We start from the raw sequence: 20,426 nt of genomic DNA on the forward strand, positions 1-20,426 counted from the left end.
GGATGGCGGTCGAGGATGTCGCCGCCGCGCACCTGGCTTTCGAACGGGCGTCAGAGCGGGGTCTGGGACGCGGCTTCGTGCTCTGACCCGCGTCCCATTGGCGATTGCCGATTGGCGATTGCCAATCGCCAATCCGTCGATCGCCAATCGCCAATCGCCAGTTGTCGATCGCCAATCGCCAATCGCCAATCGCCAATTACATGAGCCCCAACCGCCTCGCCCTGAGTGCCGCCTGGGTGCGATCGCGAACGTCCAGCTTGCCCAGAATGTTCGTGACGTGATTCTTGACGGTGCCCTCGGCGAGATTCAGCCGGTCGGCGATCTCCTTGTTCGATGCGCCGGTCCCGAGCAGCGCCAGGATCTCGCGCTCGCGCGGGGACAGCGGCAGCACGAGCGCCTCGGCGCGCCCGTGCCCCTCCTCCATCAGCCGCGCGAACGCGGCGACGACGCGTCCGGTGACGGTGCTCTGCAGGAACGATTCGCCGCGGGTCGCCGCCTGCAGCGCCGCGACCAGCGTCTCCGACGAGACGTCCTTCAGCAGATATCCCGCGGCGCCGGCGCGCAGCGCGCCGAACAGGTTCGCGTCGTCGTCGAACGTCGTGAGCACGAGGACCGGAATCCCGGGGTGGCGGTCGCGCATCCGCGCGGTCGCCTGGATGCCGTCCATCTGCGGCATCTGCAGATCCATCAGCACCACCGCCGGCTGCAGGTGCGCCGCCATGGCCAGCGCCTCGAGGCCGTTCGCCGCTTCGCCGACGACCTCGACTTCCGGGCGCGTCGAGAGCAGCGTGCGCAGCCCTTCGCGGAACAGCGCCTGATCGTCGGCGATCAGCACGCGGATGCGCGGCGCGCCGCCGCTCATCCCGGCAGCTCCATCCGGATGGCGAACCCGGCACCCGGCGCGGTGCGATAGGCCACGGATCCGCCGAGCTGCTCGGCGCGCTCGCGGATGCCGACGAGGCCGAATCCGCCGTCCGTGCCTGCCGCCCCGCGGCCGTCGTCTTCGACCAGCAGCTCGACGCGGCCGTCGTCGCGATACGCGAGCGTGAACGCGACGCGCGCCGCCGCGGCGTGGCGGCGGACATTGGTCAGCGCCTCGAGCGCGGTGCGGTGCAACGCGAGGGCCACGGCGGCGCTGACCGGACGCGGCTGTCCCGTGCAGGTGAAGGTGGCGCGAAACGTCTCGTCGCGCGAGGCGTCGACCAGCGAGGCGAGCTGCTCGGCGATGCCCTCGACCCGCGCGTCCTCGCGGAGCGCCTTCACCGACTGCCGCACGGCGGTGAGGCCGTCCTTGGCGAGGGTCTGCGCCCGATTGATGGCGAGCAGCCCGCGCTCCGGATCGGACCGGACCAGCGCGCGCGCCGCCTCGAGCTGCACGTGAATCACCGTGAGGTAGTGCCCGAGGGTGTCGTGGATCTCGCGCGCCAGGCGGTTGCGCTCGTTCGCCGCGGCCAGCTGCGCGACTTCCCCGGACAGCTTCTCGACGCGCTGCCGCGCTTCGCGCTCGCGCGCCGCCACCCCGACGTAGACGACGACGAACACCACGGCGGCGGTGGCGGACGCGAGATTGCGAAACCAGATCGGCCAGGTCGGGACCCACGACAGGTTGCCGCTGACGCCGGCGATCACCAGCATGCACATCAGCGCCGCCCACGCGCGCGGCAGCAGCGCCACCGCCTGGGCCGCGAGCGGCAGCAGGATCAGCGGCAGCAGACCGCCGGGCGCCATGCCGGTGAGCCGCATCCCGATGCCGAACTCGATGAGGAGATAGGCGAGCGACACGGGCAGCCGTCGGACGCGCTGCGCGAACTCGAAGCCCCAGATGCCGAGCGCGAGATACAGGACGCTGAGCGCCGCGAGCGGCCAGAACGACGGGCGCGCGCCCCACGTCCGCGGCGTGAGCGCGATCAGCGCGAAGTAGTTCACCGCGACGATGGCGACGAACGTGCGGTAGCCCGCGATCGCTCCCGCCTGCGGCGAGGGATGAACGGTTTGACGAACGGCGTGATGAGCGTCGGGCACGTGTGGCCAGTATTGCAACCGGCGGCGCGATCGGCAAGACGCACGAAGCCACGGTGACCACAACGTGACCTGCGGCACATGCGCGGCGCGAACCGCTTCCGTAGCATCCGCACCATGACATCACGTGCGGCGCGGCGGCTCGCACTCGCCATCGCGGTCACGGCCGCCGCCGCGCCGCTCGCCGCGCAGGAGGCGCCGCTCGAGCTGCCCCGCCTTCCCGCGCCGATCTCCGTCGACGGCCGTCCCGACGAAGAGGTCTGGCAGCGGATCCCGGTGCTGCCGCTCACCATGTACACGCCGGTGTTCCGCGGCCAGCCGACGCAGCGCACCGAGATCCGCGCCGCCTACGACGACGAGTACTTCTACGTCGCCGGCTGGTTCTACGACACCGATCCCGCCGGCATCCGCGTCAACTCGCTCTATCGCGATCGCTGGAACGGCGACGACGCGCTGGCGATCTACATCGACGCGTTCAACGACAACCAGAACGCGAAATGGTTCGGAACGACGCCCAGCGGAATGCGCTTCGATCTGCTGGTCTCCGACGACGGCAACACGAGCAACGAGAGCTGGGACACGTTCTGGACGTCGCGGACCTCGATCACGGGAGAAGGCTGGTTCGCCGAGGTGCGGATTCCGTTCTCGAGCCTCGGCTTCCAGGCCGGCCCGGACGGCCGCGTCGTGATGGGACTGACGGTGACGCGGCTGGTGTCGCGGCTCGACGAGCGGGTCACGTTTCCCGCCATCGATCCGAAGTTCCCCTTCCGGCGCCCGTCGGTGGCGCGCGATGTGGTGCTGCGCGGCGTGCACAGCCGGACGCCGCTGTACGTCACGCCGTACCTGCTTGGCGGCGGATCGGTTGCGGCGCTGCCGGCCGTCCCGGCGGTCAGCGGACCGGCGGCGCCGTTCCGCCGCCAGCGCGACGCGTCGCGCGAAGCGGGCCTCGACGTCCGCTATCCCGCCACCGGAAAGCTGACGCTCGACTTCACCGTGAACACCGACTTCGCACAGGTGGAAGCCGACGGGCAGCAGGTCGCGCTCGATCGCTTCCCGCTGTTCTTTCCCGAGCGGCGGCGGTTCTTCCAGGAGGGCAGCAGCCTGTTCGACTTCAACAGCGCGAACGGCCTTCGGCTGTTCCACTCCCGGCGCATCGGCCTGACGCCGGACTTCCAGCCGGTGCGCATTCTCGGCGGCGCCCGCGCCGTCGGACGCGTCGGCGCGTGGGACGTGGGAGCGCTGGAGATGCAGACCGACCGCCACGGCACCACGGCGGCGGAGAACTTCGGCGTCCTGCGCATGCGCCGTTCGATCCTCAACGAGAATTCGACGGCGGGATTCCTCGCCACCTCCTACGTCTCCGCGGACGGGCGATCGAACGTCGCGCTCGGCGCCGACACGTCGCTGCGGGTGTATCGCGACGAGTACGTGGGTGTGAAGTGGGCCGCCACCGCCGGCAGCGGCGAGCGCGGCGGCCTCGGCCTGGCCGACCGCAGTCTCTTCGACACCACCTGGGAGCGCCGCAGCCAACGTGGACTGTCGTACACCTGGCAGGTCTCCCGCGCCGGCGAAGGGTACCGGCCGGAACTGGGCTTCCTGCCCCGGCGCGACTTCACGACCGCCAACCTGGTCGGCAACTACTTCATCTACACCGACAAGCACCGCTACTTCAAACGCGTGTATCCCGGCGCGCTGGCCTTCTCGACGTTCCGGAACCGCGATCGCGTGCTGGAGTCCGGCACCTACGCGTTCTGGGTCCAGTGGGACACGAAGGCGGGCGGCGGCGGCTGGATCGAGCCGAAGTGGTTCCGCGAGAACGTGCTCGCGCCCTTCGTGATCGGCAACAAGGTGCACGTTCCCGCCGGGTCGTACGACTTCGCGGATCTCCAACTGGTCTACCTGATGCCGAGCGGCGCCCGCATGCGGACCAGCGCCGACTTCCGCACCGGGTCGTATTTCGACGGCCGGCGGACCCAGTTGATTCTCTCGCCGACCTGGAACGCATCGCGGCATCTCGAAGTGGGCGGCGACTACCAGATGAGCCTGCTGCGCTTCGGCAGCCGCGGCGAAGCCGCGAACATCCATCTGGCGCGCCTGCGCATCCGCACGGCGCTCGACGCGCAGGCGTCGGGCAACGCCTTCGTCCAGTACAACTCGACGACCAACCGCCTCGATGTCAACGTGCGCTTCCGCTACAACGTGGCGGAGGGGACGGACCTGTGGGTCGTCTACAACGAGGGGCTCGACACCGATCGCGCGTTCGAGACCGTCGCGCGTCCCGCCGCGCCGCTGTCGGTCTCCCGCGCCGTGATCGTCAAGTACTCGCACACGTTCGCCTTCTGAGCGCCGTCGTGCCGTCGGCCCGGTCAAGCACGCTGTGGGCACGCGGCCGGTCACGGCGCTCGTCACGAAAAGTGTCCGCACGTCGCAAATCCGCACAGACTCAAACCTTTAGCGCGATCGCCCGTCTAACGTCCCGAGGATGCGTGAGAGGACAGCCCGGACGGGAGGTCCCATGCTGCCGATCGCGCCATTGCTTCTGGCCGGCCTGCTCTTCTCGCGGCCGTCGCTACCGTTCGAACCGCTGACCGAGGCGCACGTGCTCGACGCACCGACGCGCCACATCCGTGCGAGCGATACCGGCGTGCGCAGCCTGCTGCGCCGCGGCTTCCGCAACTCGCCGACGTTCGCCGCGCTGATCATGCGGCTGCAGCGCAGCGACGTCATCGTCTACGTCGAAGGGGTGCCGCGGCTGCCCGGGGCGCTCGAGGGGCGGATGATGATGCTGCCGCGCGTCAACGGCTATCGCTACGTGCGCATCCAGATCGCCCCCCGCGGCGCGCCCGAGGATTCGATCGCCGTGCTCGGCCACGAGCTGCAGCACGCCGTCGAAATCGCCGACGCGATGGAGGTGATCGACAGCGACGGGCTCGAGCGGCTGTACGCGCGCATCGGGGTGCGCAGCGGTCCGCAGGTCTACGACACCAACGCGGCGCAGCAGACCGGCCGGGTGATCCGCCGCGAGCTCGGCGTCATTTCATGATGCCGAGGAAGAACAGCACCAGCTCGAACAGCAGGATCAGGACGATGACCAGCTCGAGGAAGTGGCCGCGCGCGATCGACACCTGCTCCACCGCGAAGCGATAGACGTCGTCCAGCGTATCGAGCTTGTCCTCCACGCTCTGCTTCCAGCGCGCCAGCCCGAGGCGGGAGGCCGCGAGATCGAACACCCGCGCGGCGTAGATGTCGCCGACGATCTTCAGCGCGTTCTCGGTGCGATCGGTCAGCTCGTTGACGTCGATGAACAGCGCATGCACCTGGCCGGCGGCGCGCACGTAGCCGCGGCCGAACAGGCTGGTCCACCAGCGCGAGCGCTGCAGCAGGCCGTAGATCCGCCCCAGCTCGCTGTCGAGCAGCGCCTCGTAGTAGCGGAACTCGAGGAGCTGCGAGTTCGCGAACTCGAACAGCTCCAGCGCGGCGGCGGCGCCGGGCTCGGCGTCGTAGATGAACGCGCAGTTCCAGGTCGGCACGATCAGGTCGCTCCGCAGATACGACAGGCGATGCGCCAGCACCGACGCCTGCTCCTGCGCGCTGAGCGGCTGCCGCTCGCCGCGGACGATGCGCGCGATCGCCTCGCCGTGGTGCGCGAGCAGCTCGTCGGCCGTCGACGGCGGGTCGACGGCGGTGACCGCAATGGCGAGGTAGTCCTCGGAAACGAACGGGCCGCGCCGCTTCGTCATCGCCGCCGCGCAGCGCTCGACCAGCCCGAGCACCGCCGCTTCGGCGCGCGACTCGAGCGCGTCGTTCTCGATGTAGGTCTGGCTCGCCGCGATCAGGTCCGCCCACGACCCGTGAAACGGGCGGGTGAGCGCCAGCGAGACCACGCCGTAGTCGAAGAACTTGAGCCTGGCGGTGAAGCCTTCGACCGCGGCCAGGCCGACGTGGTCCCCTTCGACGACGAGCGGCGGCACCTGGTACTGCAGGTAGGACGGCGTGATGGCGGCGGGCTGCAGCCTGGCGGAGGCGCCGGTCCGGAGCGTCGCGCGCAGCGCCGCCAGATCGATCTGTTCGGCGACGTCGTAGAGATAGAAGGCGGTGACGGAACCGGTGATCTGCACGCGGTCACCGCATCGGCATCATTCGCCGAGCTTGCGCAGCATCTTGGGCGTCAGGAACCAGCGCAGCATGCCGCCCCCTTTCGGCGGCAGCATGTCGAAGTCGATGCGGCAGACGCCCCCCTTCTTGAACTCGAGGGGATTGCGCGCGCCGATCAGCTGCGCCGCCAGCTCGCCGAGATTCGGCTCGTGGCCGACGAGCGCCACCCGCGCCTTGCGGACGTGCCGGGTGATCTCCTGGATCACCAGCGCCGGGGATCCGGCCGGCGCGAGCGCGTCCGACGTGACGATCGGCGGCCGGGTGTTGAGATCCTCCGAGAACACTTCCGCGGTCTGGCGCGTGCGGACCAGCGGGCTGGTCACGATCTGATCGAAGCCGATCTCCATCGCGTTCAGGCCGCGCGCCGCCTTGTGCAGCCGCGCGATGCCGTCGGGCGTGAGCGGCCGCTTCGAATCATCCGGCCATTCCTTGCCGCGCTCCTCCGCCACTCCATGCCGGATCAGGTACAACTCGAGCATCGCCATGCGTTACCTTCGCCCTGTCTAGCCGTCTGCCGCGCGGCGGCGCCGGGCCGCCAGCGTCATCTTCGCCGATCGCTTCCGCGCCGTGAGGCGCACCGGGATGTCGCGCCGCGCCGCCGCGGCCGCCGTCGCGAGATCCGGCAGCGATGCCACGTAGCGGCCGTGCAGGTGCCGGCACTCGTCCTCGATCAGGCGCGACAGCACCGCCAGGCCGGCGTCGGGCGTGCTGCGTCCTTTTCGCGGGGCCGCACCGACCGCAGCCACATGATGCTGCAGGACCTGCAGGTCGTGCAGCCGCCCCAGCGTATCCTGCACCCGTTTGATCGTGCGAAGCGCCTCGGCGCACGGAGCGGCGCCGCTCTCGTCGGCGATCTCGAGCGCGTAGCGCAGCTTCTTCGAGGCGATGCGCACCTGGTGCAGACCCTCGGGCTCGTAGATTTGCCCCGCGGCGGCGATCGCCCGTTCGAGCCGCCGGCCGCGCCGCGCCACCCGTGCCGCCAGCGCCGCCCGCCAGGCGTGCGTCGGCGACGGCTTCAACAGCGATTGCCGCACCGCTTCGAGCCGCCGCGCGAGCTTCGCCGCGTCGACCGTGTCGAGCCGTTCCAGCATCAGGCGCCGCCGCTGCTCGCGCTCCTCGATGACCAGGGCCCGCACCTCCGCGAGCGCGCTGCGCGGGATCGCCGGGCGCTCGGCGAGCTCATCAATCATGTGCAGCGTGACGTCGAGCTCGCGGACGGTGCCCAGCGCCTGGGTGAGCCGCCGCACCTTGCGGTTCGCCTTCCCCGCCTTCGTGTGGTGCAGCCCCTCGGTCAACACGGGCAGCGCCTCGCGCAGGCGGCGCGAGGCGACGCGGGCCTGGTGAACGCCGGTATCTTTCCCGGCAACGGCGGCGGCGAGCTGCCGTTTGAGCGCTCGCGTGCGGCGCAGCAACAGACGGACGAGGGCGGGGGCGGACGGACGGTTCATGGTAGGATTCGGCCCGGTTCGACCGAACGCGCAGTATATAACGGTGATGTAACGCAAATCTTTCGCCAGCCCTGCCGTTCCTCCCGCCCCAGCAGATGCGTATTGCCGCGATCGACATCGGCACCAACTCGATCCATATGATCGTGGTGCAAGTCCGGGCCGACCTCTCCTTCGAAGTTGTTGATAGAGAAAAGGAAATGGTTCGCCTGGGGGCCGGCGGCCTGGACGGCCGCAGCCTGACCCCCACCGCCGCCACCGCCGCGCTCCAGACCCTGACCAAGTTTCGCCGGCTGGCCGATTCGCACAAGGTGGACGAAATCGTGGCAGCCGCCACCTCCGCCATCCGCGAGGCCGACAACGGTGGGGATTTCATTGCCGAGGTTGCGCAAAAAACCGGCATCCAGGTCCGGGTCATTTCCGGCAGCGAAGAGGCCCGCCTCATCCACATGGCGGCGGTCTATGGCGTCCAGCTCGGCGGCAGCCCCGCGGTGGTCATCGACATCGGCGGCGGCAGCATCGAGGTCACGCTCGGCACCGGATCGCACCTCTCGCATGCGCGCAGCTTCAAGCTCGGGGTCATCCGGCTGACGGAGCGGTTCGTCCGCACCGACCCGCTGGCGGATCGGGACGAGCGGCGCATGGTCAAGCACATCAACCGCGAGCTCGGCGACTACCTCGACACCATTGCCGAGAAGCGCTTCGACCGCGTGATCGGCACCTCGGGAACGATTCTCAGCCTCGGGGCGCTGGCGCTCAGCGAAAGCGGCGTCGTCCGCGACGATGCGCTGCGGAACCGGCGGGTGCCGGCCAAGGCGATCCGCAGGCTCAGAAAACGGCTGAGCGGCGCGGATCTTGAAGCCCGGCTGCATATGGACGGGCTCGACCCACGCCGCGCCGACATCGCCGTGGCCGGATCGATTCTGCTGGACTGCGTGCTCCGCCGGCTCGGCGCGGACGACATCACGCTGTGCGACCTCGCGCTCCGCGAAGGGCTCGTGCTCGATTACATCAACCGCAACACCGCGACGATCCGCAAGATCGAACGCTACCCGGACGTCCGGCGGCGGAGCGTGATCGAGCTCGGCGAGCGCTGCGGCTACGTCCCCGCGCACGCGCGGCACGTGTCGCAGCTGGCGCTGTCGATCTTCGACCAGACCCGCGCCGTCCACAAGCTGGGCGACCGCGAGCGCGAGTGGCTCGAGTACGGCGCGCTGCTCCACGACGCCGGGGTCCACATCAGTTACGAACGTCACCACCGCCACTCGTATTACCTGATCAAGAACGGCGAGCTGCGGGGCTTCGATCCGCAGGAGATCGAGATCATCGCGCTGCTGGCCCGCTACCACCGGCAGGCGACGCCCAAGAAGGGGCACGAAGGGTACGGGACACTGAAGGGGAGCCTGCGCCGCACCGTGCGGACGCTGGCGGCGATGCTCCGTCTGGCCGAGGGGCTCGACCGGAGCCATGCGCAGGTGATCACCGCTCTCGACGTCGTGCCGAAGGGGGACGCCTACGTCATCCGCCTGCGCGCCGCGGGGGACGCCGAACTGGAGTTGTGGGCGGCCAGCCGGCACGGCCAGCCGCTGCAGAAGATGCTTCGCCGGCCGCTGCAGTTCGAGGTCTCGGGACGCCGCGTCAAGAAGGAACGCGCATCACATGCTGAACAACCTCACCACGCCGCACGAGTATCCGGGAAAGCTGTTCGTCGTGGAGGGCATCGACGGCTCCGGAAAAACGACGCAGCTCGCGCTGCTGGCAAAGTGGCTTAAGAACGCGGGGCATCCCGTCTTCCAGACCGAGTGGAACTCGTCCGCGCTGGTGAAGGCGGCGACCAAGACCGGCAAGAAGAAGAACGCGCTCACGCCGATGACGTTCAGCCTGCTGCACGCCACCGACTTCGCCGACCGCCTGCTCTACAACATCATTCCGCCGCTCAAGGCGGGGATGATCGTGCTGGCCGATCGCTACACCTACACCGCCTTCGCGCGCGACACCGCCCGCGGCGTCGATCGCCGGTGGGTGCGGGAGCTGTACAGCTTTGCCGTGAAGCCCGACCTGGCGGTCTATTTCCGCGTCCCGATCGACGTCTCGCTCGATCGCCTGATGGCGCGCCGGGTGAAGCTGAAGTTCTACGAGGCGGGCATGGACATGGGCTGGAGCTCGCAGCCGCTCGAGAGCTTCCGCATCTTCCAGGGGAAGGTGCTCGACGAGTACGATCGGCTCGTCGACGAATTCGGCCTCAGCGTGGTCAACGCGTCCGGCAGTATCACCGATCAGCAGCGCGTGTTCCGGCGGCTGGTCTCGCAGCACCTGGAGATCGAACACCATGACGAGCTCATCGATGAATCTGCCTGAAGACACCGGCGCGAACGGCGGCGGCAAGCCCGGGCAGTACTACAGCTACGGCATCCCGTATCTGAACATCTCCAACTACCCGGGCAAGCTGATTGCGGTCGAGGGCACGGACGGCGTCGGCCGTTCGACGCAGATCACGCTGCTGCGCGAGTGGCTCGAGGTGCAGGGCTACGGGGTGATCGAGACCGGGTGGACCCGCTCGGAGCTGATGTCGCCGACGATCGATCTCGCGAAGTCGAGCAACACCCTCAACAAGCTCACCTTCGTGCTGCTCTACGCCACCGACTTCGCCGACCGGATGGAGAAGGAGATCATCCCCGCGCTCAAGGCCGGCTTCATCGTCCTCTCCGATCGCTACATCTTCACCGCACTGGCGCGCGCCGGCGTCCGCGGCGTCGACCGCGCCTGGATTCGCAACTTGTACGGCTTCGGCATCGCGCCGCACCTGGTGTTCTACCTGCGCATCGACGAGAAGACCCTGATCCGCCGCGTGCTGCAGTCGCGCGGGATGGATTACTGGGAATCGGGCATGGACATGAAGCTCGGCGACGACATCTACGAGAGCTTCCGCGCCTATCAGCGCGCGCTGCTGAAGGAATATGCGTCGATGGCCGACGAGTTCAACTTCCGCATTCTGGACGCCCGGCGCAAGGTCGAAGTGATCCAGGACGAGCTGCGCCGCCAGATCGCCGCGTTCCTGGCCGAATCGGAGGCCCCCGCCCCGCTGCCGGCCCGAGTCGAATAAAGGATCGACCCTCGACCCTCGACCCTCGACCCTCGACCCTCGTTACACAGACGTTACACCGCAGAAACGGCCGCGAAACCGCCGCCCGGTAGCATCGGCCCATGGCTTCCCTGGCCTCGGTGCTGCAGTCGAGACCCGCCCCGCCCGCGGCGCGGCCGGCGGCCGATCGCGCGTGCAAGATCGCGGTCCGCGGTCTGAATTTCTATTACGGACCCAAGCGCGCGCTCGAAGACATCTCGATCGAGATCCCGGAGCACGTCGTCACCGCGTTCATCGGTCCGTCCGGGTGCGGCAAGAGCACGTTCCTCCGGACGCTGAACCGGATGAACGACATCATCCCGGGCACGCGGGTCGAGGGAGAGATCCGGATCGACGGGCGCGACATCTACAAGGGGCAGACCGATCTCGTGTCGCTGCGGCGCCGTGTCGGCATGGTGTTCCAGAAGTCGAATCCCTTCCCGAAATCGATCTTCGACAACATCGCCTACGGCATCCGGATCAACGGGCTGGCGGACAGCCGCGCCGCGCTGCGCGACCGCGTCGAAGAGAGCCTGCGCCAGGCGGCAATCTGGGATGAGGTGAAGGATCGGCTGCACGAGTCGGCGATGGCGCTGTCGGGCGGACAGCAGCAGCGCCTGTGCATCGCCCGGGCGCTGGCGGTCAGACCGGACGTGCTGCTGATGGACGAGCCGGCGTCGGCGCTGGACCCGATCGCCACGCAGCGCATCGAGGAGCTGATCTACCAGCTGAAGGCGCAGTACACGATCGTCATCGTGACGCACAACATGCAGCAGGCGGCGCGGGTCTCCGACCTCACCGCCTTCTTCTGGCTGGGACGCCTGATCGAGACCGGTCCGACCGATCGCATCTTCACCAACCCGGCGGAGAAGCTCACCGAGGACTACGTCACCGGGCGGTTCGGATGAACCAGGTCCCCCACTTCCAGGAGGAGCTGGATCAGCTCAAGGCGCGGCTGCTCGAGATGGGCGGCCTCGCCGAAGAGCGCGTCCGCGCCGCCGTCCGCGCGCTGGTCGAACGCGATCCGGGGCTGGTCGACGCGGTCCTCACCGGCGACGCACCGATCAACAGGCTGCACATCGAGATCGACAGCCGCTCGGTCAAGCTGCTCGCGCTGCACCAGCCGATGGCGGTGGATCTGCGCGTCATCCTTTCTGCCGTCAAGATCAACACCGACCTCGAGCGCGTCGGCGACCTGGCGGTGAACATCGCCGAAGCGGCGGTGCGCTACCTCGCGCATCCGCCCGTCAAGCAGCTGATCGACATCCCCCGCATGGCCGACATCGCGCACGGCATGCTGCGGGACGCGCTCGACGCCTTCGTCCGCCGCGACACCGCCCTCGCCCAGCAGGTCCTCGACGCCGACGACGCGCTGGATGCGCTGAAGACGCAGGTCTTCCGCGAGCTGCTGACCTTCATGCTGCAGGACCCGGGAACCATCGAGCCCTCACTCGACCTGATCCTGGTGTCCCGCCACCTCGAGCGCATCGGCGACCATGCCACCAACATCGCCGAGGACGTCATTTTCATGGTCTCCGCCCGGGACGTCCGACACCACGCCCAGTGAATTTGGAAATGTGCGAATTTGGGAATGTGGAAATCTGACGTCCTCTAAAGCGGGGCCGCCAGGCCGCGCCGGCCAGATTTCCAGATTTCCAAATTTCCAAATTTCCAAACTACAATTGGGGGGTTTGGGCACCTCCGAAGACGCGCGGTGCGTCTACTGCCGGACCAAGCCGGTCGACCCGGCGTGGCGTCCGTTCTGCAGCGAACGCTGCAGGATGGCGGACCTCGGACGGTGGCTCGGCGAGGAATACCGTGTTCCTGTCGAGCGGCGCGACGCTCCGCCAGACCCGCCGGGCCCGCCGGACGCCGATCCGCGGGACGGGTAGCGTCGGCGCCGGCGAGCGAGACGACATGGCTGACACTCTCACGATTACCGACAACCGCACCGGCAAGACCTACCAGGTGCCGATTCAGGACGGCACCATCAAGGCCACCGACCTGCGCCAGATCAAGGTGACCCAAGACGAGTTCGGCCTGATGACGTACGACCCGGCGTTCATGAACACCGCGGCCTGCAAGAGCCGCATCACGTTCATCGACGGCGACAAGGGGGTGCTCCTCTACCGCGGCTACCCCATCGAGCAGCTCGCGGAACAGAGCGACTTCCTCGAAGTGGCGTGGCTCATCCTGTTCGGCGAGCTGCCGACCGAGAAGCAGTACCAGGAATGGACGCGGCAGGTCACCCTGCACACGATGCTCCACACCAATCTCTCGAAGCTGATGGAGGGGTTCCGGCACGATGCCCATCCGATGGGCATGTTCATCAGCACGGTCGGGGCGCTGTCGACGTTCTATCCCGACGCCAAGGACATCTTCTCGCAGGAGTCGCGGCGCCTGCAGACGATCCGGCTGATCGCCAAGGTGCCGAGCATCGCCGCCTACGCCTACCGCCACTCGATCGGCCGCCCGTTCAATCTGCCGGACAACGACCTGACCTACGCCGGCAACTTTCTCAGCATGCTGTTCCGGATGACGGAGCTGAAGTACAAGCCCAATCCGGTGCTCGAGCGCGCCCTCGAGGTGCTGTTCATCCTGCACGCCGATCACGAGCAGAACTGCAGCACCAGCACGATGCGCGCGATCGGCAGCTCGCACGCGGATCCGTACTCGGCGCTCGCCGGCGCCGCCGCGGCGCTCTACGGTCCGCTGCACGGCGGCGCGAACGAAGCGGTGCTGCGGATGCTGCACGACATCGGATCGATCAACAACGTCCCGGGCTTCATCAAGCGGGTCAAGGGGGGCGAAGGGCGGCTGATGGGCTTCGGCCACCGGGTGTATAAGTCCTACGACCCGCGCGCCAAGATCATCAAGCGGATGGCGGACCTGGTGTTCGACGTCACCGGCAAGAACCCGCTGCTCGAGATGGCGCTGGAACTCGAGCGCATCGCGCTCGAGGACGAGTACTTCGTCTCGCGCAAGCTCTATCCGAACGTCGACTTCTACTCCGGCCTCATCTATCAGGCCATGGGCTTCCCCGTCGACATGTTCCCCGTCCTGTTCGCGATTCCGCGGACCGCCGGCTGGATCGCACAGTGGGAAGAGATGCTCAACGATCCGGACCAGAAGATCGCGCGGCCGCGGCAGATCTATCTCGGGGCGGCGACGCGCGACTATGCCCCCCGGGACCGGCGCCAGCTGGGCTGACCTGCGAAGGGGATCATGAAGATCGCCGTGGCTGCCCTCATCGGCGTTCTGGCGTGTGCGACCCAGGCGCCGCCGCCGGCGGCGCCGAAGTTCGATGGCACGCGCGCCTTTGCCGATCTGACCCGCCTGGTCCAGATCGGGCCGCGGCCGGCCGGCTCACCCGCGCTCGACCGCGCGCGCGACTACATCCGCAAGGAACTGAAAGCGGCCGGTCTCACCGTCGAGGACCAGCCGTTCGAGGCGCGGACTCCGCTCGGCGCGGTGCGCATGGTGAACCTGCGCGCCACGCTGCCCGGCGCCGCCGCCGATCGCGGCCGCATCGTGATCGGCGGCCACTACGACACCAAGCTCGAGAAGACCTTCCGGTTCGTGGGCGCCAGCGACGGCGCGTCGAGCGCCGCGTTCCTGCTCGAGATCGCCCGCGCCTTGAAGGGCCGGTCCAACCCGCTGCCCATCGAGCTGCTCTTCCTCGACGGCGAAGAGGCCGTCGTCGACTGGCACCACCCGAGCCGCACCGATCACACCTACGGCTCGCGCTACTACGTCGAGCAGTTGAAGCAGGCCGATGCGGTGAAGGACGTCCGCGCGTTCATCCTCGTCGACATGATCGGCGACAGGGATCTCGGCATCCGTCGCGAGCAGCATTCGACCGGCTGGCTGAAGGACATCATCTGGGAGACCGCCGCCGGTCTCGGACGCGCCGAGTTCATCGCCGAAGAAACCGCGATCGAGGACGATCACCTGGAGTTCCTTGCCGCCGGAATCGATTCGGTCGACATCATCGATCTCGACGACGCGGAGTGGCACACCGCGGCGGATTCGATGGACAACGTCTCCCCCCGCAGCCTGCAGGTCGTGGGCGACGTCCTGCTCGCCGCGCTGCCGCGGATCGAACAGCGGTTGAAATAGGCCCGCCTACAACTCCACCTGCACGCCCAGCTCGACGACGCGCTCCGGCGGCAGGCGGAAGAACGCCGTGGCGCGGCCGGCGTTGCGCGCGATCAGGACGAACAGGCGCTCGCGCCAGGGCGCCATGCCTGGCGCGCGGGTCGCGATCAGCGTTTCCCGGCCGAGGAAATAGGTCACGTCCGACTGGTCGATCACCAGCCCCCGATCGGACGCCTGCAGCAGCGCGGCCGGCACGTCCGGATCTTCCATGAACCCGTAGGTCAGCGTCAGCTCGAAGACGCCCGCGCCCAGCTCGCGCACGGCGCAGCGGTCCGTTTCCGGCACGTGCGGCACCGGCTTGGTGACCACCATCAGGATCACCACGTGCTCGTGCAGTACTTTGTTGTAGCGCAGGTTGTGCGCCAGCGCCGCCGGCGTGCCCTTCGGCTGCGCCGTCATGAACACCGCGGTGCCGGGCACGCGCGCCGGCGGATGCTCGACGATGTGCGTCATGAACGTCTCGAGCGGCACCGCGCGGGCCATCAGCCGATCCGCGACCAGGCGCCGGCCGGTCTTCCAGGTCGTCATCAACGTGAAGATCCCCCACCCGATCACCAGCGGCAGCCAGCCGCCGTGCGCGATCTTCAGCACGTTCGCGCCGAAGAACGCCAGATCGATGACGAGGAACGCGCCGGTGACCGCCGCGGCGACGGCAGCCGGCCAGCGCCAGCGCTCGACCGCGACGACGTACAAGAGCACCGCGGTGATGACCATCGTCAGGGTGACCGCGATCCCGTACGCCGCCGCCAGCGCGGTCGACGATCCGAAGCCGATGACGATCAGAATCGTGCAGATCATCAACGCCCAGTTCACCTGCGGCACGTAGACCTGTCCGATCTCCTCCGACGACGTGTGCGAGATGTCGAGGCGCGGCGAGAAGCCGAGCTGGATGGCCTGGCGGGTCAGCGAGAAGGCACCCGAGATCAGCGCCTGGGAGGCGATGATCGCCGCGGCCGTGGCCAGGCCGACCAGCGGATACAGCGCCCATGACGGCGCCAGCAGGAAGAACGGCTGATGCGCTGCGGCCGGGTCGAGGATCAGCAGCGCGCCCTGGCCGAAATAGTTCAGCAGCAGCGCCGGCAGCACGAGGCCGAACCACGCCAGGCGGATCGGCCGCTTGCCGAAGTGCCCCATGTCCGCATAGAGCGCCTCTCCGCCGGTGACGACCAGGAACACGGCGCCGAGCACGGCGAAGCCGTGCAGCCGGTGCGCCTCGAAGAATCCCACCGCGTGTCGCGGATCGACGGCGGTCAGCACGATCGGCGCGCGCACCAGCCACACGATGCCGAGAATCGCGATCACGACGAACCAGACGACCATCACCGGGCCGAACAGCGTGCCGACCCTGGCGGTGCCGTGGCGCTGAATCGCAAACACGGCGACGAGGATGGCGACGGTGACGGGCACCACGAACCGGTCGAACAGCGGCGTCGCGATCTTCAGTCCCTCGACGGCGCCGAGCACGGTGATCGCCGGCGTGATCATGCCGTCGCCGTAGAGCAGCGCGGCGCCGAAGATCCCCATCATCACCAGCAGCGGCCACTTCGGCTGGTTCGGCGACCGCTGCGGCAGCAGCGCCGTCAGCGCCAGGATCCCCCCCTCGCCCTGGTTGTCGGCGCGCATCACGATGGCGATGTACTTGATCGAGATGACGATCAGGAGCGAGTAGATGATGAGCGACAGCACGCCGAGGACGTTCGCCGCGGTCGCCGGCACCGAGTGGGAACCGAAGAAGCATTCCCGCATCGCGTACAGCGGGCTGGTGCCGATGTCGCCGTACACGACCCCCACGGCAGCGAGCGTCAACGGCAGGAGTGGACGGCGGACGCCGGTCGACACGAGGACCCTCCAATTCCGCCGCCGGGGTTAGCTGACGGGCTCGAGGTTGGAAGTCCTCTACCAGCTTACCCGTCCGCGCCCGCGGCGCGCCGGCGGAACGGCTGGATACGCCCCACTAGTGGGTCCCCCGTGGCGCCGCGCGGCGCCCTAGGCGTTGTCGTCCACTATCGTAGCGCCGATTGGCGCCCGGCGTGCAAGGGGAACTCAGCAGGAGGTCGTGTCGGGCATGTTCAAGGCGAACGGGCTCTCGATCGTGCTCATCGCGCTGTTTCTCGTCACCATGGGCGGCCAGGCGGTGACCGGCTGGAAGGCGCACAACCAGGATCTGCTGGATCACGGGCGGGCGCCGGCCCCCTTCGCAGCCTATCTCGGCAGCGGACACTTCCTCGAAGCGACGGGCGAGAACTGGGAGAGCGAGTTCCTCCAGATGGCGCTCTTCGTCCTGCTGACGACGTTTCTCTATCAGAAGGGATCGGCGGAGTCGAAGCGTCCGTCGGTAGTGGAAGAGGTGGATCTGGATCCGCGGCGCTTCCAGGACGACCCGGAGGCCCCCTGGCCGGTGCGCCGCGGCGGGTGGCTCCTCCGCGTCTACGAGCACTCGCTGGGCCTCACGTTCGTGATCCTGTTCTTCCTCTCGCTCTGGATTCACGCCGCCGGCGGCCTGCAGGAGCTCAACGAGGAGCAGCGCGCGCACGGCCAGCCCGCCGTCTCGATGACCGAGTACGTCGGCGGCGCGCAGTTCTGGTTCGAGTCGTTCCAGAACTGGCAGAGCGAGTTCCTCTCGCTGGCGGCGATGGTCGTCGGCACGATCGTCCTGCGCCAGCGCGGGTCGGCGGAGTCGAAACCGGTCCACGCCTCGCACCGCGACACCGGTCGGGCCTAGCAGGGTATCCTAGGGGCATGAAGCTCCTGATTCTTGCCGTCGCGCTGGCGTTGGCCGCGCCCGCGGCCCCGGCGCAGCAGAAGGCGGCCGCGCCCGCGAAACCACACCTGCTCGTCTACAAGAGCCCGACCTGCGGCTGCTGCGCGAAGTGGGTCGAGTACATGGAGGCGCACGGCTTCACCGCCGCGGTCACCAACATGCCGGACGTCACGCCGGTCAAGATCACGCACAAGCTGCCGCCGAAGCTGGCGTCGTGCCACACGACGCTGGTGAACGGCTACGTGATCGAAGGGCACGTGCCGGTCGAAGACGTGCGCCGGCTGCTCAAGGAAAAGCCGGCCGACGTGGCCGGCCTCGCCGCCCCTGGCATGCCCGCGGGGTCGCCCGGCATGGACGTGCCGAATTCGCCGCCCTACGACGTGATGGCGTTCGACAAGGCCGGCGGCACCCGGGTGTTCGCCACGCACCGGCCCCGGTAGGATCCGCTCGCGTCAGAACGACGCCGTGAGTCTCACCCCGGCGCTGCGCGGCGGCGCGAGCGCGGTGCCGGAGAACAGGCCCGCGAAGTTGATCACGTCGAACCGGTTGGTCAGGTTGCGGACGTCGGCGTAGAGGCGCAGCGATCGCCGCGCGCCCTCCGCGAGCGCGACACCGCCGGCGACGTCGAGGCTCGCGGCCGGCTTCACGCGGCCGGTGACGAAGTCGACGCGCGCCACCGTCCGCGCGCCGTACTGCTCGAGCGACTCTTCCAGCGAGTCCGCCTCTTCGAACGGCAGCCCGCTGCCAAACGACGCCGACACCGCGATCCACGAGCGCGGCAGCGCGAGTCGCAGGCGGCCGCGCAGCGTGTGCCGCTGATCCTGCGAGATGGGAAACGCCTGCCCCTCCGTTCCCGCGTCGTCGTCTTCGAGCAGCAGCCCGCCGGTGACCGGGAACTCGCCGGTGGCGCGCATGTAGGCGTAGGCCAGCGAACCGGACCAGCGCGCTCCTTCCCGGACCTCGAGCTTCAGCTCCGCGCCGTTGATTCGCGCGCGGCGAAACGCCATCGGGAAGCTCACGCCGGTGTTCAGCAGCAGGTCGTCGTCTGCGAAGTTGTCCAGCCGCCGCATGAAGTAGCTGGCGTCCAGACGGCCGCGGCCCCGCAGGGCTTTCGAGAGCCCGGCCTCGACGAAATGACCGCGCGACGGCCTCACCGGCAGCCGCACCGCTTCGTCGCTGAGATCGGCGGTCTCGGCGGAACTCGCCAGCAGCAGGTTCTCGACTGCCGGCGTCTGGAAGATGCGATCGTACGAGGCCCGCACCAACAGTCCGCGAGCATCGAACGCGCGCGCGGCGGCGAGCCGCGGGCTCCATGCCGATTCGTGGACCAGAAAGCGGTAGCGGTCCCAGCGAAGGCCGGCATTCAGCGTCCACGGGCCGCTCCGGATCTGATCCTGAACGAAGAACGCCTGCTCGCTCCCGGTTGCCTCGTCCGCGAAATCGAACGTCCGCGGCGTCCCGTCGTCGAATCGATCCGGATCGGTAATCGCGTAGGCAAGCGCTTCGCGCGCGCGCGCCAGATCGGCGTCGGCGCCGGCCTTCAGCTCGTGGACGCCGTGGTTCAGGGCGACGGTCGCCTTGACGTAGCCGTTCGTCAGCGATCGTGACTGATCGACGATCAGCGGCGTCGCCAGCGCGTTCGACTCGAGGCCGGCCGACACGCGGCGTCCCATGCCCACCACTTCGGCGACGGCGCGCGGCGACAGGATGCTGCGGTACGAGAACTGCGCCGCGGTCTCGCGGCCGGTCCGGGTCTGTTCCTGGCCGGCGGCCTGCTGCACCAGCTCGTTCGGCACCTGAAAGTCGAGGCGGCCGTGGCGCGCGATGAGGCCAATGCGATCGGCGCCGGCGACATCCGCTTCCCACCGGGTCGACGCGCGCGACGACGTCCCCCGGTTGGTGAAATTGCGCTCGACCGGCGGATCGAGGAACCGATTCGTCGACGACGCGCCGGCGCTGACCTGGACGGTCTGCGCATCGGTCGCGTAGCCGGCGGCGCCCTCCGCTTCGCGCGTCGCGAAGCTGCCGACGGTCAGCGCCGCGCTGCCATGCGCGCCGCGGCGCCCGCCGGCGTCGGTCACCACCTCCACCACGCCGCCGAGCTTTCGTCCGTACTCCGCCGGATAGCCGCCGGTCAGGATCGCGAAGCTGCGGACCGATTCGGCCCCGAGCGGCGGCGCGAACGCCGGCGATCGGTTGTCGGTGAGCGGCAGCCCGTCGATCACATACTGCGTGTCGTACTCGGATCCGCGGGGATGCAGCACGCCGTTGGCTTCGAGCAGCCAGCCAGGTTCGGCGTTCACGAGGTCGACGAGGGCGCGGGACGCCGTCGCCGCCGGCCGCTCCTCGATGCGCTCGCGACCGATCCGCTGGATCGCGCCGGCCTGATGCGGATCCAGGAACGTGTCGGCCGCGACGGTGACGGACGCCTGCACCGGCGCGATCGTCAGCCCGATCCGCGCCTCGGCGGGGACCGCGGAGCGGATCTCCACGGTCACCGTCGACGCGGCGAAGCCGGCGGATGACGCGGTCACGCGATAGGTGCCGTACGGCAGCCGTCTGACCGTCGCGACGCCGGTCTCGTCGGTGTCGGCGCGTTCGCGCACGTGGACGCCATCGCTCGACACCTCGATCGCCGCGCGCGCGACCGGCAGACCGGCGGCATCGGTGACGGTGACGCGCAGTTCGCCGGTGTAGCTCGCGGAAAACTGCGCCAGCGCGAGGAGCAGGGCCGGAATCATCCCCCGCTAGAATGCCACAGCCGTGA

18 protein-coding genes and 1 riboswitch are annotated in these 20,426 nt (G+C 68.8%); of the genes, 11 read left to right on the top strand and 7 right to left on the bottom strand.

Annotation, left to right across the window (positions count from 1 at the left end; genetic code table 11):
- Window positions 1-196: 196 nt before the first annotated feature.
- Both VFK57_16790 and VFK57_16795 read right to left on the bottom strand, forming a co-directional pair.
- The gene (locus VFK57_16790; GenBank protein ID HET7697374.1) at window positions 197-862 is read right to left on the bottom strand and encodes a response regulator transcription factor; all 666 of its coding nucleotides are present in this window, start codon (window positions 860-862) and stop codon (window positions 197-199) included.
- Complete coding sequence (locus VFK57_16795; protein ID HET7697375.1) at window positions 859-2,022, bottom strand: sensor histidine kinase; 1,164 nt, start codon at window positions 2,020-2,022, stop codon at window positions 859-861. Before VFK57_16795 ends, VFK57_16790 begins: the two co-directional genes overlap by 4 nt.
- Before the next feature lie 114 nt (window positions 2,023-2,136).
- Here VFK57_16795 and VFK57_16800 point away from each other — a divergent pair, with 114 nt between their 5' ends.
- Complete coding sequence (locus tag VFK57_16800) at window positions 2,137-4,362, top strand: carbohydrate binding family 9 domain-containing protein (protein HET7697376.1); 2,226 nt, start codon at window positions 2,137-2,139, stop codon at window positions 4,360-4,362.
- 172 nt (window positions 4,363-4,534) lie between these two features.
- On the top strand, window positions 4,535-5,062 hold the full coding sequence (locus VFK57_16805; protein HET7697377.1) for a hypothetical protein: 528 nt from the start codon (window positions 4,535-4,537) through the stop codon (window positions 5,060-5,062).
- On the opposite strand, the gene VFK57_16810 is transcribed toward VFK57_16805, so the two are convergent.
- From VFK57_16810 to VFK57_16820, 3 genes are read right to left on the bottom strand one after another with little or no spacing between them, the layout of a single operon-like run.
- Window positions 5,052-6,137: a hypothetical protein gene (locus tag VFK57_16810; protein HET7697378.1), complete on the bottom strand. Its 1,086-nt coding sequence runs from the start codon at window positions 6,135-6,137 to the stop codon at window positions 5,052-5,054. The genes VFK57_16805 and VFK57_16810 overlap by 11 nt on opposite strands.
- Before the next feature lie 18 nt (window positions 6,138-6,155).
- Window positions 6,156-6,659 carry a phosphohistidine phosphatase SixA gene (gene sixA / locus VFK57_16815; protein HET7697379.1) on the bottom strand — a complete coding sequence of 168 codons (504 nt, stop codon included), beginning with the start codon at window positions 6,657-6,659 and terminating at the stop codon, window positions 6,156-6,158.
- Between the two features lie 18 nt (window positions 6,660-6,677).
- Window positions 6,678-7,622 (bottom strand): CHAD domain-containing protein, encoded by a 945-nt coding sequence (locus VFK57_16820; protein HET7697380.1) that lies wholly within the window; start codon window positions 7,620-7,622, stop codon window positions 6,678-6,680.
- Window positions 7,623-7,717: 95 nt separating this feature from the next.
- Here VFK57_16820 and VFK57_16825 point away from each other — a divergent pair, with 95 nt between their 5' ends.
- The 7 genes from VFK57_16825 to VFK57_16855 all read left to right on the top strand — a co-directional run bounded on the left by VFK57_16825 (window position 7,718) and on the right by VFK57_16855 (window position 14,859).
- Complete coding sequence (locus tag VFK57_16825; protein ID HET7697381.1) at window positions 7,718-9,391, top strand: Ppx/GppA phosphatase family protein; 1,674 nt, start codon at window positions 7,718-7,720, stop codon at window positions 9,389-9,391.
- Window positions 9,279-9,977 (top strand): dTMP kinase, encoded by a 699-nt coding sequence (tmk, locus tag VFK57_16830; protein ID HET7697382.1) that lies wholly within the window; start codon window positions 9,279-9,281, stop codon window positions 9,975-9,977. Before VFK57_16825 ends, tmk begins: the two co-directional genes overlap by 113 nt.
- Window positions 9,964-10,722, top strand: a complete 759-nt coding sequence (locus VFK57_16835) for a thymidylate kinase (protein HET7697383.1) — start codon at window positions 9,964-9,966, stop codon at window positions 10,720-10,722. The genes tmk and VFK57_16835 overlap by 14 nt, the downstream gene beginning before the upstream one ends.
- A gap of 101 nt (window positions 10,723-10,823) precedes the next feature.
- Window positions 10,824-11,648 (top strand): phosphate ABC transporter ATP-binding protein PstB, encoded by an 825-nt coding sequence (gene pstB, locus VFK57_16840; GenBank protein HET7697384.1) that lies wholly within the window; start codon window positions 10,824-10,826, stop codon window positions 11,646-11,648.
- Window positions 11,645-12,307, top strand: coding sequence for a phosphate signaling complex protein PhoU (phoU, locus tag VFK57_16845; GenBank protein HET7697385.1), 663 nt, complete (start codon window positions 11,645-11,647; stop codon window positions 12,305-12,307). The genes pstB and phoU overlap by 4 nt, the downstream gene beginning before the upstream one ends.
- A gap of 350 nt (window positions 12,308-12,657) precedes the next feature.
- Window positions 12,658-13,950, top strand: a complete 1,293-nt coding sequence (locus VFK57_16850) for a citrate synthase (GenBank protein ID HET7697386.1) — start codon at window positions 12,658-12,660, stop codon at window positions 13,948-13,950.
- Window positions 13,951-13,965: 15 nt separating this feature from the next.
- Window positions 13,966-14,859 (top strand): M28 family peptidase, encoded by an 894-nt coding sequence (locus VFK57_16855; protein HET7697387.1) that lies wholly within the window; start codon window positions 13,966-13,968, stop codon window positions 14,857-14,859.
- Between the two features lie 6 nt (window positions 14,860-14,865).
- Here VFK57_16855 and VFK57_16860 read toward each other — a convergent pair whose 3' ends face one another.
- Window positions 14,866-16,737: a potassium transporter Kup gene (locus VFK57_16860; protein ID HET7697388.1), complete on the bottom strand. Its 1,872-nt coding sequence runs from the start codon at window positions 16,735-16,737 to the stop codon at window positions 14,866-14,868.
- A gap of 1 nt (window position 16,738) precedes the next feature.
- Window positions 16,739-16,901, bottom strand: a riboswitch (cyclic di-AMP (ydaO/yuaA leader).
- Window positions 16,902-16,963: 62 nt separating this feature from the next.
- Here VFK57_16860 and VFK57_16865 point away from each other — a divergent pair.
- Together VFK57_16865 and VFK57_16870 are read left to right on the top strand one after the other, a co-directional pair.
- Window positions 16,964-17,620, top strand: a complete 657-nt coding sequence (locus VFK57_16865; protein HET7697389.1) for a DUF6766 family protein — start codon at window positions 16,964-16,966, stop codon at window positions 17,618-17,620.
- Between the two features lie 17 nt (window positions 17,621-17,637).
- Window positions 17,638-18,099, top strand: a complete 462-nt coding sequence (locus tag VFK57_16870; protein ID HET7697390.1) for a DUF411 domain-containing protein — start codon at window positions 17,638-17,640, stop codon at window positions 18,097-18,099.
- Between the two features lie 12 nt (window positions 18,100-18,111).
- Here the strand turns inward: VFK57_16870 and VFK57_16875 are convergent, their stop codons facing one another.
- Complete coding sequence (locus tag VFK57_16875) at window positions 18,112-20,400, bottom strand: TonB-dependent receptor (GenBank protein HET7697391.1); 2,289 nt, start codon at window positions 20,398-20,400, stop codon at window positions 18,112-18,114.
- Window positions 20,401-20,426 lie beyond the last annotated feature (26 nt).

This window comes from Vicinamibacterales bacterium (genome assembly GCA_035699745.1).
Classification (GTDB): domain Bacteria; phylum Acidobacteriota; class Vicinamibacteria; order Vicinamibacterales; family 2-12-FULL-66-21; genus JAICSD01.